The organism is Serratia sp. HNCC26DJ206 (assembly GCF_057180605.1).
The window spans coordinates 18042-31982 of the sequence record NZ_JBXUGP010000004.1 but is presented as its reverse complement, the minus strand read 5'-3'; the positions used below and the strand labels follow the sequence as shown (position 1 = coordinate 31982).

Genomic DNA, 13941 nt, shown 5'->3' with positions numbered 1-13941 from the left:
CACTTTATCGATAACAACATAACGAGTGCCCACCATGATTGATCCCCGCCTGCCGCTTACCGACATTCATCGCCACCTTGATGGCAACATCCGTGCGCAAACCATTCTCGATCTTGGCCGTCAGTTTAATCTCGCTCTCCCCGCTAATGAGTTGGCAGCGCTGCGCCCGCATGTGCAAATCACCCATGCCGAGCCTGATCTGATGAGCTTCCTGCAAAAACTGGATTGGGGCGTGGCGGTGCTGGGCGATCTGGATGCCTGCCGCCGTGTGGCGTATGAAAACGTCGAGGATGCAGCCAATGCCGGGCTGCACTATGCAGAGTTGCGCTTCTCCCCCTATTACATGGCGCGGAAACACCGCCTGCCGGTGGCTGGTGTGGTGGAGGCAGTGATCGAGGGTATCCGCTCCGGCTGCCGCGATCACCGCATGGATGTACGCCTGATTGGCATCCTGAGCCGCACTTTTGGTACAGACGCCTGCCTGCAAGAGCTAGAAAACCTATTAGCTCACCGTGACGCTGTCACGGCGGTAGATTTGGCTGGCGATGAATTGAGCTTCCCGGGTAACCTGTTCCTCAGCCATTTCAAGCGCGCCCGCGACGCAGGCCTGCGTATTACCATCCATGCGGGCGAAGCCGCCGGGCCGGAAAGCATCTGGCAAGCGATTCGTGAATTAGGTGCGGAGCGTATCGGCCACGGCGTTAAAGCCGTGCAGGATCCGGCCCTGATGGATTTCCTGGCTGAGCACGGTATTGGCATTGAATCTTGCCTGACCTCGAACATCCAGACCAGCACCGTGCCTTCGCTGGCTCAGCATCCCCTGGCAACCTTCCTGCGCCACGGCGTATTGGCCTCCATCAACACCGACGATCCGGCGGTTCAGGGCATCGAGATCGAACATGAATACCGCGTGGCCGCGCCACAGGCCGGGCTGACACCGCAAGAAATCCGCACCGCGCAAGAAAACGGCCTGAAAATGGCGTTTCTTAGCGCAGCAGAAAAACGGGCGTTGTGTAAAAAAGTTCAGGGCTAAAGATCGATCCGGCAAGAGGTGGGATCTCCACCTCTTATTGGTTTAATCGCACAACGGCAAGGTACCATTACGCCGCCAGCATTGTTCAAGATAAGCCATCAACGCCCCGATGCGCAGATTACCTCGCCGCTCAGGCAGGTAAATGGCATACAGCGGTCTTGGCGATAAATGGTAATCGGGAAGCAGTGTTACCACTTGCCCCTCAGCAATTTCGGTTTTAAACAGCCATGGCTGGGCATAACTGATCCCCAAATTACTCAGCACCGCCGCCCGTAAACCATCTGAACTGTTACAGCTCAATTGCCCATTAATTGGCACGGTAAACACTTCATCGTGAAATTTCAGTTGTCAGTAACGTTTGTTGAAACCCATAATTGGACTAAAGTGAGTCACTCACCGATAAGTTGACATGTTTAAATCTGATTAATTTGAGCTCATCCAGCTAATTATACCTATATTTAGAGAAGGAACCTTTATGGGGTTAAAACACAAGGACCCGAACAAACATGGTCTAAAGCGTTACATTGAAGCATCAATAGCGCAGCAAATCAGAAGAGATGCTGGTTACGGTTGCGTTATCTGTGGCTCACTGTTCTGTGACTATGAACATATTGAACCTGAATTTCATGATGCTAAAAAACATGATCCGGAAAAAATGACACTACTGTGTGAGGCTTGCCATGGAAAGGTGACAGGTAAACGTAAATCAAAAAAAAGTGTGTGGGCAGCAAAAGCTAAACCCTACTGTAAACAACATGGAATAGTACGAGAAAAGATAGAACCTTGTACTACACCTACTTTCGAGATTGGAAACAGCGTTTTCCATGATGTTGATATTATACTGGCAGTACATGGCAAACCGCTGATCTGGCTAGAGTCTCCAGATGACAATGAAGAACCTTTCAAAGTAAATGCAATATTTCACAGTCACGAAGGCGAGCTTATCGCTTGCTTAAACCGAAACCAGTTTACAAGTGTTATGGGTTCTCACGATATATGGGGGAAAGGGACATGTATTGAGATACGCCCTCAAAAAGGAGTTGTCGGGTTAACTCTCAATATTGAAGGTGATAAACCAGTCAAGATTGAGAGAATCAATATGTCTTATCTCGGTACTTCGTTACAGGTGGATAGCTACGGTAATATTCAGCAAGGTGGCATTACCATAGGAGAGATGAATGTCGAATCAGGGCATATTGCAATATGTATTAGTGAATCCCCTAAAACTCGACTCAAACAATACCAAAACTGCGGTGTGTACCCCTTATCATCTCTTGCTTATTTAATAACTCGATATGGGAAACCTATTAATACGATTAACGGGCTCCACGTCGGGTGGGTAATTGAAAATTGTATACTAAACAGAAGCTACTTTTTAGTCGGTTACCATAAGCAAAGTGCCTCATTTACAATTACAGGTGAATATATTGGTCTGCTAATACAGACAGCCAACAATCAATACTTACTAGTCAACCCTCAGAATAATTACGAAAGTTACGAACCCATCTGGATTTCATCCACTGACAAAGCAACAAAAAATATCCGGATAGATTCCTATGTTGATGTTACTCACCGAATCTTTGATATTCTTTCCGTGAGTAGGTCGTGGTGTTCTCGGACAGATTTACGTTAATTTCATTACCGGGTTTATTAACGCCAAAAATGCCGAAAAACACATGTGTATTTGCTTTAACGGAAAGAGTAAACAAAACCCTCGTTTTGTTTACTCGCCAAATCTACTCAAAAAATACACTTAGCGTACAGTTTCGTACGGTTGGACTTCAAACCACTCTACTTGGAAGGCCCAGCAACCTACATGACCGGCGGCGATCTGTTGTTGGACGGTGGCATGACCACCTTGTAACTTCCAAACTTGGCCGTTCCTTACCGGTACGGCCAAGGCAGCACCACGCGGTGGCTTTCTTCAATCAGTTCAATAATCTCGGCCCGTGGGCCTTCGCGCCAGGCGCTGCTGTGGTAGAAATGGTGTAACACCTGCTCCATTTCATCGACGCCATCAAACAACCGCATCAGATAATAGGCGTCTGGTGCATGCAGAGAGACGCCATATTCCAATACCACCAACCCCGCTTGTTTATGCAATGGCACACTGTGTTCCTGCATAATGGTATGAAAGCGTTCGCCTGAGCCTGCTTTCAGCCGATATTGCAAAATTTCAACTACCTGAGTCATGGCTTGTTCCATCATCTTATTTAGCCGTTACGGCAGCAGCCTGTTCTTTCGCCATTTTACGCGCATAGCGCTGCGCCAGTACCGCGCACACCATCAATTGCACCTGATGGAAGATCATCAGCGGCAACACCATCGCCCCAACGGCCGCAACCGGGAACAGCACGTTGGCCATCGGGATGCCGTTAGCCAGGCTCTTTTTTGAACCGCAAAATACAATGGTGATCTCATCGGCGGTATTGAAGCCCAGCCCGCGCGCGGTGTAAGTATTGATAATCAACACTACTGCCAGCAGCACCAGCGACATCACCAGGATCGTTAACAGCGACCAGCCATCAATGGTGTGCCAAATGCCTTCGACCACCGCCGCGCTGAACGCGGTATACACCACCAGCAATATTGATGAACGGTCAGTGAGATTAATCAGTTTGCGGTGACGATCGACCCATTTACCAATCAATGGCCGGGCCAAGTGACCAACAATAAACGGCACCATCAGTTGCAGGACGATCGCCCCAATAGCATGCAGCACATCGGTATCACCTCCCTGGGTATGCATCAGCGCCCCCACCAGCAACGGCGAAAGAAACACGCCGAGAATACTGGAGGCCGAAGCGCTGCAAATCGCCGCCGCCACATTGCCGCCAGCGGCAGAGGTGAAGGCGATCGCCGATTGCACCGTCGCCGGTAACGCACACAAATAGAGAAAACCCAGATAGACGGTTGGCGTCATCACGCCCGGCACCAGCAGGTTCATTGCCAGACCCAGCAGCGGGAACAGGGCAAAGGTGCTGAGGAACACCAGCAGATGCAGTTTCCAGTGGCTCATACCGGCGATGATCGCCTCGCGTGAAAGCTTGGCACCGTGCATAAAGAACAGCAACGCAATCGCGGCGGTGGTCAGGCGGGCAAAAAAGGTTTTCCATATCCCTTCACAGGGAAAAATTGAAGCGACAAGCACCACCAGCACCAATACCAATAAAAACTTGTCGATACGCAAACGTTGCAACCAGGACATGTAAGCAAAATTCCTTGCAGATAGGACTGAGCACATTGTTTATTGAGGGCGCAGTCTGTTGCGCCCATCGTCTTGGTATTAAGCGACCGGCAGCGCTTTTTGCTGTTTGGCGGATTCGATACCCAGTTCGATCATTTCCATCACGCTGATTGCCTCGCTGGCCGGTACTGGGTTGCTGCCTTCGCCGTTGATCGCATCACGGATCGCGGCGTAATAGGCTGGATAGTTGCCCGGAATGGTTAATAAAGGCTTTTCAATCAGCGCACCATCACGTGACAACGTCACCAAACCGTCGCGCATATCGTAGCCCCAATCCTCCTGCGGCAAGCGTTCCCCGGCCTTCAGGCGGTCTTCTTGCGGATCCAGACCAAACTTGACGAAACTGCCTTGCGTACCGTGCACGATATAGCGCGCGGTAGCGGCAGGTGCCAGTACCGTGCTGTGCAGCACCACGCGGCGCTTGCCGTAATTCAGCACCGCATGGAAGTAATCTACCGACTGTGAACCCGGGCGCAACTCGCCGAGATCGACAAACAGCGTTTCCGGCTTACCAAACAGTTGCAACGCCTGGTCAATCAGATGCGGCCCCAAGTCGTACCAGATACCGCTGCCCGCTCCAGCTTGTTCACGCCAGCGCTGGCGTATTTCCGGGCGAAAGCGATCGAAGTGGGATTCGAAGTACACCACCTCCCCGAGTGAGCCTTCTTTTAATAACGCTTTTAGCGTCAGAAAATCGCTGTCCCAGCGGCGGTTGTGGAATACCGAAAGCAGCAGACCCGTCTGCTCTGCCTGCTGTTGCAGTTGCTGCGCCTGTGACAATGTCACGGTAAAGGGTTTATCGACCACCACATGTTTGCCAGCGGCCATCGCCTGCTGTGCCAAGGGGAAGTGCGTATCGTTCGGGGTTGGGATCACAATCAGGTCAATGGACGGATCGTTAAACAGTGCCTGTGGGTCGTTCACCACCGTCATTAACGGCCAGTCGGCATGCACTTTAGCGGCATCGCTGCTGGAAACGGCCGCCAGCTCCATACCCAGCGTCCCCACGATCAGCGGGGCGTGGAATGTTTTACTGGCGTAGCCGTAACCGACCAGCCCAACGCGGATTTTTTCAGCCATGGTGTTCCTCTTTTACGTACACATCGATAAGGTCGATTTGACACCATGGCGCTGGCGGTCACAAGCAGTAAATTCAGCGTTAACGCGATGCCGCTGCTAAAGCGCGATCGCCAAAGCCGTTCGCCGGATAATTGATTTCCAGGCTGCGGCGACGGAAATCGCTTGGGCTGACGCCGACGCGCTTGCGGAATACCCGCGAGAAATAGAGCTGATCGTCATACCCCACCACACGGCCAATGGTGGCGATCGATTCCTGCGTGGTCTGCAACAGCAGCTTGGCGCGGATCACCCGCTGATCTTCGCGCCAGCGCAGGATATTGATCCCCACCTGCTCACGGAACAGGTGCGCCAGACGAGAAGGCGACAGGCAAACGTGGCGCGCCACTTCATCAATGCGCAGCTCACCGGCCAGGTTACTGGTAATAAACTGGCAAGCCTCGATCACCCTTGGATCCATTATTTTCTGCGGGCTGAGAGGATCTTCCTCCATCGCCCGCAGCAGCAGGCGCTCGAGCAAGTTCATACCCATTTCTTCGGCAAAGCGGCGGCCAGAACGCTGGGTTTGTTCAATATTGGCAAACAGCCGGTCAAACTCCAGCAGCAGATTGTTGTTGGGTAGCGTTAAACGGCCTACTTCATGGGTTTTGCTGTGCCACTCCAGCCAGTCGGCCCAATAGGCGCGCGGGCGGAAATAGACCCAGCGATGATACCAGCAGTCGCTTTCTGGCGAGCGGCCATAGTAGTGCGCTGCCTTGGGCGGAAACAGCAGCAAGTCGCCAGGATTGCAGTAAAAGGTATCTTCACCGTCAAAGACTTTGCCTTGGCCTTTGATGGTCAGATTGAGAATATAGCCTTTCATTCCGCCAGGGCGATCGATAAAGAAGTCCAGCGGCCCATCGGCCATGATCGGCGTCAACCCGGCAACCAGATAGGCGTTGAAGGTGTAACCCGGCAATAGCGGATTCGGTTGGGGTTCCTGAACTATGCGATGGTACATCTGACCTCCGAAAGTATCGTGCCTATATCCCCTCACCCTAACCCTCTCCCACAGGGAGAGGGAACTGAGCGTGCACAGAACTGCGCCGTCCTTCACACTGTGCTTTTGGCTTTCTGTTTGTAGCGGTCAAAAATCACCGCCGCCAGCAGGATCACGCCGCGCACCACATATTGCGAGAACGGCGAGATATTCAGCAGGTTCATAGCGTTTTCAACCGTTCCCAGGATCAGCACCCCGGCGATCACATAGGAAATTTTGCCGATACCGCCTTTGAGCGATACCCCGCCCAGCACGCAGGCAGAAATCACGATCAGTTCATAGCCGATCGAGGTCATCGGTTGGCCGCTGGTCATGCGCGAAGCCAGAATAATGCCCGCAGCGGCAGAGACCAGCCCAGAAAGCACAAAGATAATGATCTTGGTACGCACCACCGGTACCCCGGCCAAGCGAGCCGCTTCCTCGTTGCCGCCAATCGCCAGCGTATTGCGGCCAAAGGTGGTTTTGTTCAGCAGAAAGCCAAACAGGATCAGGCAGACCACGGTGAGCCAGATCGGCGCTGGCAGCCCCAGCCAGTTGGTGTTGCCCAGCATAAAGAAGCGTTCATCCTCGATCCCCACCGCTTTGCCGTCGGAAATGATGTAGGCCAACCCACGGAAGATCTGCATAGTCGCCAGCGTGGTGATCAGGGCGTTGATTTTCAGCCGGGCGATCACAAAACCGTTGATCAGCCCGGAAAGCACGCCCAGCAAAAGCCCCGCCGTTACGCCGATCCACAGGCTTTCGGTCATATTGATCACTACCGCGGCGGTCACGCCGGCGCAGGCGATCACCGAGGCCACCGACAGATCGAAATCGCCAGAAGCCAGGCAGAACAGCATGCCACAGGCCACCATACCGGACATGGAGATCGCCAGGCCCAGGCCTTTCATATTAATAAAACTGCCGAAGTTCGGCACAAACACCGCACAGGCAATAAACAGCACCGCAAACACCACCAGCATGCCGTAGCTATCCCAGATCCGCGCCAGCCCTTGGCCGCTGCGGTTTTTTACAGATTCGGTCGTCATGGTCGACATCTCTTTCTCCTTCACAATCAGGCCACCGCCGCAGCGATATTAGGGGTACTCAGCATCGCCAGACTGAGGGCATGTTCCTCAGTGGCATCTTCATGGCTTAACTCACCGGAAATGGCCCCTTCACGCATCACGATGATGCGATCCGCCAGCCCCAGCACTTCCGGCAAATCGCTGGAAGCAAACAGCACGGCAATCCCCTGCTGCGCCAACTGATAGATCACATGGTAAATCTCATGTTTTGCCCCAACGTCAATACCGCGCGTCGGTTCATCCAACAGGATCACCTTCATCTCTTCCGACAGCCAGCGGCCAAGGATCGCCTTCTGCTGGTTGCCACCGGAAAGATTCATAATCAGCTGTTCGGCACTCGGCGTTTTAATATTGAGCGCACGGATGTGGTGATCGGCGTTGCTGGTTTCCCAGGCGTTATTGATCAGGCAACCGGCCTTGATGCTTTTGCGGCGCGCGCTGATGTTGATATTGTCACGCACCGAATGCACCGGAATGATGCCGTCGACCTTGCGATCTTCCGGGCACAGCATGATCCCGGCACGGATGGCATCGATCGGTGAGCGGATCGTCAGCGTTTGCCCATCCAGCAGCAAACGGCCCGCGCTGGCCGCCGTGGCACCGAAAACCCCCTTCATCAGTTCGCTGCGCCCGGCACCTACCAGGCCAAACAGGCCAACAATCTCCCCGGCACGCACGCTAAGATCAATCGGGGTTTTCACCCCCATGGCTTTAAAGCCTTCGAGCTGTAAGCGTATCGCACCCAATTCGCGCGGCTGATAGCCATAAACATCGCCGAGATCGCGCCCGACCATCGCCTGCACCAGTTGAGCGTTATTCACCTGCTGCATATCGCTGAACGTGCGCACATAGCGGCCATCTTTAAACACGGTAATCGCATCGCTGAGGGCAAAAATCTCCTCCATGCGGTGCGAGACGTACAGGATCACCCGCCCTTCGGCGCGCAGTTCGCGGATCACCCGAAACAGTTGTTCAATCTCACGGGCAGACAACGAACTGGTCGGTTCGTCAAAGGCGATCACTTTGGCATTGCGCGCCAGTGCTTTGGCGATCTCCACCATCTGCCATTGGCCGATCGACAGGTACTTCAGCGGCGTATCTGGGTCGATATCCAAGCCAAGATGTTCCAGTTGCAGCCCAGCTTCGTAGCGCAACAGTTTGCGATCCACCAGCCCGAATTTGGTCGGTAGTTGGCCAAGATAGATGTTCTCGGCCACCGCCATTTCCGGCACCAGGTGCAGTTCCTGATAGATAATCGCCACACCGGCGTTTAATGCCTCGGTGGTATTACTGAACTGAACCGGCTGGCCATTGAGAATGATTTCACCCTGGCTCGGGGCGTAATTACCGCTGAGGATCTTCAGCAGCGTGGATTTGCCCGCGCCGTTCTCTCCCATCAATGCGTGGATCTGCCCGGCCTGACAGCTAAAGCTGATGTCATCCAGTGCTTTTACGCCGGGGAAGCTTTTACCGATGCCTTTGAAAGCCAGATAGGGCGTTACGGCGGTCATAATGCTTTCCTCATGGTGTTGACACAAAGCCGCCTGCACATTGCAGGCGGCACAACAATTACATCAGGCCTTTTTTCTGCAGTTCGGTTTTAAAGTTGTCGCGGGTGATCAGCACCACGTCGGTGACTTCGGTAAATTTCTGCGGTTCCACGCCTTTTTCTACCCAGTCATGCAGCATCTGGATGCTCTTGTAACCGTGGATATCCGGGCTTGGCAACAGGGAGCCGTAGAAACCGGTCGCCTGCGCTTTCGAAAGTTCGCTCACCGCATCAACACCATTGATGCCGATGCCAATCACGTTCGGTGCTTTAAAGCCTTGGCCTTCGGTGGCGCGCACGCCGCCCAGCACGGTGTTGTCGTTCATGCCGACGATCAGCCAGTTTTTCACTTCAGGGTGCTGCACCAGCATTGAGTTGGCGGCATCGAATGCCCCTGGGATATCGTTAGACTTGGTGGGCACTTTATAGATCTGTTTTTCTGGGAAGCCTGCCGCTTTCAGCGCTGTCATCGAGCCACCGGTGCGGCGGCGGGCGGTATCCAGCTCATCGGCGGTGATCGCCATTACGCCGGTTTCGGCTACTTTCCAGCCGCGTTTGTTCATCTCGCCCCACAACTCCTGACCCTGGCGCTCACCGATTTTGGTCGCCGCCATCATCACCAGCGGCACGCTGTCCATCGGTGCGCCTTTGGCGGTGACAAACTGATCGTCAACGGCAATCACTTTCAGATCGTAACTGCGCGCCTTGGCTACAATCGCCGAGCCGAGTTTCGGATCGGGCGTGCAGATCACAAAGCCTTTCGCCCCGCTGGCCGCCAGGCTGTCGATGGCATTCAGGGTTTTCTCACCGTCCGGCACGGCGATTTTGATCACTTCAAATCCGAGATCTTTACCGGCCTTATCGGCAAATTTCCATTCGGTCTGGAACCAGGGTTCCTCTGGCTGTTTGACTAAAAAGCCCAGCTTCATGGTCTCGGCGATAGCCGAATGTGACATAACCGCCGTCAAACCGATTACCGCCAGTGCCTTAGTGAATTTATGCATGATGCTCTCCGCTGTATTGTTTTCTACAACTTAAAACTGGCTTGCTGTGAAAACGTTATCATTAGGGTGTGTATCCCGGCGTAGCGCTTATTGCGCGCCATCTTCCGATATCAACAGTAAGACGGGATCAGTTTTAACGGGTATTTGTTACTCAAATGTAGAGCGCTATCACATCCAGGAATAACAGCAGATATCTCCATATATTCAGCAAATTTGGCCAGTCGATAACTTTTGACTCCCATCACAAAATCACTGTAGGAAGCAGAAAAGTGCATACTTCCAGCTAACCGCTCCTCACCTGCCTGCCGCCAGCGCTCCTATCGTTAACCACTGTCTAACAACTAAGGAGTCAGCATCATGACGGCAGGCGCGATCACCCTGGGACTGGACTTTGGCAGCGATTCAGTACGGGTACTGGCTGTCGAGTGTCATAACGGCAATGAACTGGATACCGAGGTGGTCTACTACCCTCGCTGGCAACGCGGTGAATTCTGCCTCGCTGCGGAGAACCAGTTCCGCCACCATCCGCTTGACTATATCGAAGCCATGGAACAAGCGATTGTTGCCGTGGTGCAGCGCATGAGCCCTGCACAGCGGCAAGCGGTGATCGGCATTGGCGTCGACTCCACCGGTTCCACCCCCGCACCGATCGATGAAAACGGCGATGTGCTGGCGCTGCGCCCGGAATTTGCCAACAACCCCAACGCCATGTTTGTGCTGTGGAAAGATCACACCGCGATTGAAGAGGCCGAGGCCATTAACCAACTGTGCCGCAGCGGCGATTTCCCCGACTATTCGCGCTACATCGGCGGCGTTTATTCCTCTGAGTGGTTCTGGGCCAAGATCTTGCATGTTTCACGCCAGGATGCCGCCGTCCGTCAAGCCGCAGCCTCTTGGGTGGAATTGTGCGACTGGGTGCCCGCCCTGCTTTCCGGCACCACCGCACCGCAGCAACTGAAACGCGGCCGTTGCAGCGTGGGGCATAAAACCCTGTGGCACCCGGATTGGGGTGGCCTGCCGCCAAAAGCGTTCTTCGCCGCGCTGGATCCGCTGCTGGTGAGCGATCTGCCCTATCCGCTGTTCACCGACTCTTACACCGCCGATCTGCCCGTGGGTACGCTCACCAAAGACTGGGCGCAGCGCTTGGGGCTATCTGAAAACGTGGTGCTTTCCGGCGGGGCTTTTGACTGCCATATGGGCGCGGTCGGAGCCGGAGCACAGCCTTACACGCTGGTGAAAGTGATTGGCACCTCCACCTGCGACATCCTGATTGCCGATCGTCAACGGGTGGGCGATCGCGCCATTAGTGGCATCTGCGGCCAGGTAGATGGCAGCGTGGTACCGCAAACCATCGGCATGGAGGCCGGGCAATCCGCCTTTGGCGATATGTATGCCTGGTTCAGCCAACTGCTCAGTTGGCCGCTGCGCGAGGCAGCCAAAGATCAACCGCAGTTGCAGGCCCAACTGCAACAGATTGAAAACGGTATGTTGGCCACCTTGACCGCCGCCTGGGCGAAAAACCCGTCTCTCGACCACTTGCCGGTGGTGTTGGACTGGTTTAACGGCCGCCGCACGCCGTATGCCAACCAGCGCCTTAAAGGGGTGATCACCGATCTGAATCTCGGCACCGATGCCCCAACCCTGTTTGGCGGCTTTATCGCCGCCACCGCTTTTGGTGCCCGCGCCATCATGGAATGTTTTGAACAGCAGGATATTCCCGTCGACAACGTGCTGGCATTGGGCGGCATTGCCCGTAAATCGCCGGTGATCATGCAGGTTTGTGCCGATGTGATGAATCGCCCGTTGCAGATCGTCGCTTCCGATCAGTGCTGCGCGCTAGGGGCGGCGATCTTCGCCGCCGTCGCGGCCAAGCACTTCTGCGATGTCCCGCAGGCACAACAGAAAATGGCTTGCAGCATCGAACGCACCTTACAGCCCGACTCACAGCGCGCGGCACGTTATCAGCAGCTGTATGAGCGTTATCAGCAGTGGTGCCAAGCCGCTGAACCGCGCTATGCCGCACAGCATTAATCTATACCCAAAATAATTCGAGTTGCTTGTAGGCGGCAACTGAGTGAGGCCCTAGGAGCATAGATAAACTATGTGACTAGGGTGAACGAAGGCAGCCAACACCCAAGCAACTTGAAGTATGAAGGGTATACAACCTTATTATCAGGAGTCTTTGATGGACGTTTTTAAGCAGCGTGAAGTCTGGTTCGTGATCGGCAGCCAGCATCTGTATGGCCCGAAAACCTTGCAACAAGTGAAAGAAAACGCCGAGCAGGTGGTCAACAGCCTGAATCGCGAAGCGGGCTTGCCGGTAAAACTGGTGCTGAAACCCTTGGTTACCACCCCGGATGAAATCACCGCCGTCTGCCGCGATGCCAACTATCACCAAGATTGCATCGGCATTCTCACCTGGCTGCATACCTTCTCACCGGCCAAAATGTGGATTGCTGGGCTGTCGATCCTCCATAAGCCGCTGTTGCAGTTCCATACCCAGTTCAACGCTGAAATTCCGTGGAACAGCATGGATATGGACTTTATGAACCTGAACCAGACCGCGCACGGTGGCCGTGAGTTCGGATTTATTGGCGCACGCATGCGCCAGCAGCACAGCGTGATCGCCGGTCATTGGCAGGATCCGGCTGCGCATCAGCGCATCGCCCAGTGGATGCGCGTGGCAGCCGCCAAGCAGGAGAGCCAGCAACTGAAGGTGGCGCGTTTTGGCGACAACATGCGCGAAGTGGCGGTGACCGAGGGTGACAAAGTCGGCGCGCAGATCCAGTTTGGTTATTCAGTCAACGCCTATGGCATCGGTGACTTGGTCAGCGTAATCAACGAAGTGAGCAAAGGCGAAATCGATACGCTGATCGAGGAATACGAAGCCAGCTATGAACTGACCGAGGTGGTAAAAAGCCATGGGGCGAAACGTGAAAACCTGCTTGACGCCGCCCGTATCGAACTGGGGATGAAACGCTTCTTGGAACAGGGTAAGTTCCACGCGTTTACCACCAATTTTGAAAACTTGCACGGCATGAAGCAGCTACCTGGGCTGGCGGTGCAGCGCCTGATGCAGCAAGGCTACGGCTTTGGCGCCGAGGGCGACTGGAAAACCGCTGCTCTGCTGCGCATTCTGAAGGTGATGGGTTCTGGGTTGAACGGCGGCACCTCGTTTATGGAGGATTACACCTACAACTTCCAACCGGGTAACGATCTGGTGGTCGGCTCACATATGCTGGAAGTGTGCCCATCAATCGCCAAAGAGAAAAAACCGTTGCTGGATGTTCAACGCCTGGGCATCGGTGGCAAAGCCGATCCGGCACGGTTGATTTTCTCCACTCCGGCAGGCCCGGCGGTAAATGCCAGCCTGATCGACATGGGCGATCGTTTCCGCCTGCTGGTGAATCAGGTCGATGCGATTGAGCAACCTCACCCCATGCCGAAACTGCCGGTGGCCCGCGCCATCTGGCGAGCGCAGCCAACGCTGGCAACGGCGGCAGAAGCCTGGATCCTGGGCGGTGGTGCGCACCATACGGTGTTCTCGCAGGCGGTTAATGCTGATTATCTGCGCCTGTATGCCGAGATGCATAACATCGAGTTCCTGCTGATTGATCATGCCACCACCCTACCGGCCTTCAAGAACGAAATCCGCTGGAATGAAGTCTATTACCAACTGAATCGCCGTTAACCCTGCCGCAAAACTGCAACCGGTTTCAGAAACCGGTTGCAAACACATTTCTGATCCACATAAACTATGCCCTAAATAATTCGAGTTGCAAGAAGGCGGCGACGCAGAGAATCCTCAGGAGCTTACACAAGTAAGTGACTGAGGTGAGCGAGGAAAGCCAACGCACATGCAACTTGAAGTATGACGGGGATATCCTCAATGTTGGTTTGTTATCTTCCACAAGAGAGAGAATAG

The 13941-nt window shown here is 54.2% G+C and carries 12 protein-coding genes; 4 read left to right on the top strand and 8 right to left on the bottom strand.

The window, feature by feature from the left end; all coding sequences use genetic code 11:
- Nucleotides 1-34: 34 nt before the first annotated feature.
- Nucleotides 35-1033, top strand: coding sequence for an adenosine deaminase (gene add, locus AC2A1E_RS03825; protein WP_484382634.1), 999 nt, complete (start codon nt 35-37; stop codon nt 1031-1033).
- Between the two features lie 42 nt (nt 1034-1075).
- Here add and AC2A1E_RS03820 read toward each other — a convergent pair whose 3' ends face one another.
- A complete protein-coding gene (locus AC2A1E_RS03820) occupies nt 1076-1351 on the bottom strand; it encodes a LysR substrate-binding domain-containing protein (protein ID WP_484382633.1) in 276 nt (91 codons plus the stop codon).
- A 157-nt stretch (nt 1352-1508) separates the two neighbouring features.
- Between AC2A1E_RS03820 and AC2A1E_RS03815 the strand changes: the two genes are divergently transcribed.
- Nucleotides 1509-2666 (top strand): HNH endonuclease family protein, encoded by a 1158-nt coding sequence (locus AC2A1E_RS03815; RefSeq protein ID WP_484382632.1) that lies wholly within the window; start codon nt 1509-1511, stop codon nt 2664-2666.
- Nucleotides 2667-2917: 251 nt separating this feature from the next.
- Here the strand turns inward: AC2A1E_RS03815 and AC2A1E_RS03810 are convergent, their stop codons facing one another.
- The 7 genes from AC2A1E_RS03810 to AC2A1E_RS03780 all read right to left on the bottom strand — a co-directional run bounded on the left by AC2A1E_RS03810 (nt 2918) and on the right by AC2A1E_RS03780 (nt 10016).
- Nucleotides 2918-3226 (bottom strand): NIPSNAP family protein, encoded by a 309-nt coding sequence (locus AC2A1E_RS03810; protein WP_484382631.1) that lies wholly within the window; start codon nt 3224-3226, stop codon nt 2918-2920.
- 16 nt (nt 3227-3242) lie between these two features.
- Nucleotides 3243-4241 carry a bile acid:sodium symporter family protein gene (locus tag AC2A1E_RS03805; protein WP_484382630.1) on the bottom strand — a complete coding sequence of 333 codons (999 nt, stop codon included), beginning with the start codon at nt 4239-4241 and terminating at the stop codon, nt 3243-3245.
- A gap of 78 nt (nt 4242-4319) precedes the next feature.
- Nucleotides 4320-5360 (bottom strand): oxidoreductase, encoded by a 1041-nt coding sequence (locus tag AC2A1E_RS03800; protein ID WP_484382629.1) that lies wholly within the window; start codon nt 5358-5360, stop codon nt 4320-4322.
- Nucleotides 5361-5439: 79 nt separating this feature from the next.
- Nucleotides 5440-6357, bottom strand: a complete 918-nt coding sequence (gene araC / locus AC2A1E_RS03795) for an arabinose operon transcriptional regulator AraC (RefSeq protein WP_484382628.1) — start codon at nt 6355-6357, stop codon at nt 5440-5442.
- A 92-nt stretch (nt 6358-6449) separates the two neighbouring features.
- Nucleotides 6450-7433 carry an L-arabinose ABC transporter permease AraH gene (gene araH, locus AC2A1E_RS03790; RefSeq protein ID WP_484382627.1) on the bottom strand — a complete coding sequence of 328 codons (984 nt, stop codon included), beginning with the start codon at nt 7431-7433 and terminating at the stop codon, nt 6450-6452.
- Nucleotides 7434-7450: 17 nt separating this feature from the next.
- The gene (gene araG, locus AC2A1E_RS03785) at nt 7451-8974 is read right to left on the bottom strand and encodes an L-arabinose ABC transporter ATP-binding protein AraG (protein WP_484382626.1); all 1524 of its coding nucleotides are present in this window, start codon (nt 8972-8974) and stop codon (nt 7451-7453) included.
- Nucleotides 8975-9032: 58 nt separating this feature from the next.
- Nucleotides 9033-10016 carry an arabinose ABC transporter substrate-binding protein gene (locus AC2A1E_RS03780; protein WP_484382625.1) on the bottom strand — a complete coding sequence of 328 codons (984 nt, stop codon included), beginning with the start codon at nt 10014-10016 and terminating at the stop codon, nt 9033-9035.
- A 357-nt stretch (nt 10017-10373) separates the two neighbouring features.
- Between AC2A1E_RS03780 and AC2A1E_RS03775 the strand changes: the two genes are divergently transcribed.
- Both AC2A1E_RS03775 and araA read left to right on the top strand, forming a co-directional pair.
- The gene (locus AC2A1E_RS03775; protein WP_484382624.1) at nt 10374-12047 is read left to right on the top strand and encodes a ribulokinase; all 1674 of its coding nucleotides are present in this window, start codon (nt 10374-10376) and stop codon (nt 12045-12047) included.
- A gap of 154 nt (nt 12048-12201) precedes the next feature.
- Nucleotides 12202-13707, top strand: coding sequence for an L-arabinose isomerase (gene araA, locus AC2A1E_RS03770; protein ID WP_484382623.1), 1506 nt, complete (start codon nt 12202-12204; stop codon nt 13705-13707).
- The last annotated feature ends 234 nt before the right edge of the window (nt 13708-13941 follow it).